Source organism: Rhodosalinus sp. FB01 (assembly GCF_041365715.1).
Lineage (GTDB): Bacteria > Pseudomonadota > Alphaproteobacteria > Rhodobacterales > Rhodobacteraceae > Rhodosalinus.
The window spans coordinates 1-1,563 of the sequence record NZ_JBGFSH010000027.1; the positions used below are offsets into that span (position 1 = coordinate 1).

Annotated in this window: 2 protein-coding genes; both read right to left on the reverse strand. The window is 66.1% G+C overall.

Annotated features, from left to right (window positions below; genetic code table 11):
* Window positions 1-716 (reverse strand): hypothetical protein (locus tag AB6A65_RS16335; protein ID WP_371039463.1); only part of this gene is annotated, 716 nt, incomplete at its 3' end.
* A 33-nt stretch (window positions 717-749) separates the two neighbouring features.
* Complete coding sequence (locus AB6A65_RS16340; protein ID WP_371039464.1) at window positions 750-1,160, reverse strand: hypothetical protein; 411 nt, start codon at window positions 1,158-1,160, stop codon at window positions 750-752.
* Between the last annotated feature and the right edge of the window lie 403 nt (window positions 1,161-1,563).

Below are 1,563 nucleotides of genomic sequence, written 5' to 3' on the forward strand. Positions count from 1 at the left end.
ACTCCGTCACCCATTTCCCAGCATAGCTCGAACACCCCGGACCTCCTGAACAACTCCCACTGCTTCGGGTTTGGCTCCGGCCCTTTCGCCTCCTCGACGGCTGAGACCGTCGGGATCGCGAAGTCGAAGAACGGCTTGCGCAGCGCCTCAAACTTCACGTGGCGAAGATCCTCGAGGGTCTCGAGCGGGCAGCGCCAGCCGGTTTCCTCGCCGCAGATCTCCTTCAGGCCCCCGGACATGAGCAGCCCGGCCTCGTCGGGCCGCGGCAGCCAGGCACGCACTTCGATGCGCGAACGCCGGTCCGCGTCGGCCAGCAGCACCCGGCCATTTCCCGCGCCGTGGCTGTCGGCGGTCTTGTCCTGCAGGCGCAGCATCACGGTGGCGTCATCGGCTCCGACGTGGAACGTCCCGTCGAGCGGCGGCTTGACGTGCTTCCCCCGCGCTTGCGCCCCCAGTTGCAGTCGCAGATCGAGCGCTCGCGGCGCCTGGCCTGGCATCTCCTTGCGCGGCTCGAGGATCTTCTTCGTGCGTCTCGCCCGGGCGTCTTCGAACGTGACCCGCGGCAGGTCCCGGTCCGTGGTCAGCAAGTCGGGCCGGACCGCCAAGTGCTTTCGCAGGAGTTCCGACATCCTGCAGCGGGCAAGGACGCGCTCTTCTGGCTCCGGATCCTTGAGGGCGGGGCGGATGTCGACGGCGACCTCGATGCCCGTGATCACGAAGCCCCGGCCATCGGCCCTGCATTTCACGCGTCAGAAGCTCTGGATCGCGGAGCATACGCGGCGGATCTTCTCGGGTGTCGGGTCGTTCACGCGGACGAGGAACACCTGCCCGAGATAGCCGTCCTTGCGCTCGACGCCGTGGACGTGGCTGTCCTTCCGCCAGCCAGCCTTCGCGAGGGTCTTGTTGATATGACCCCCTATGTTCAGCGACTGGTGGCGGTCCTCGGTCACGAAGCCGAGTTCGATCCAGTCGATCACGGCCTGCATCGTGTAATCGGCGAGGTCGACGTCCGGGTCCAGCGCCAGCCGGCCTTGCAGGCGCGCTTGCCGCGACGCGGCGGCATGGCAGTGGTAGTCGAGGCGACATCCATGGGCCGGAATCAAAGACCGCTCCCCTGGATCGCGCTTCTCGAAGTCGAGGGAAACATGCCGGATCGTCATTCTCGCACACCTCGCATCGCTGCACGCTCTCTCAGCCTCCGGGGGGCTACTCGCGGTGTGAATGCCTGCGCCGTCATCGGGGTCACGGATCTCGAGGGGCTTGCCGAGCGGGATCCGCATCGAGGGTCCGGAAAGGCGAGCGCACGCGGGTCGTCGCGTTCGAAGGGGATGGGCATCTGGAGTGTCATTGGGCGGTAGCCGATCGTCCATCAGTTGCAAAGCAGCCGCGATCTAGGGGCGGGCCGATTGTCATCAAGAGACGGGCGTTGGCCATGGCGCGCCATGGCCAAAGTTTCTTGTCAGTTGGTTGTGAGCGCGTCGAGGAGCGGCGTTTCGTGCGGTGCAGCGGGTAAGCACAGGAAAGAGCCTGGCCTGCCCCCTGAAAAGTGGTCCTCCCTGAAGT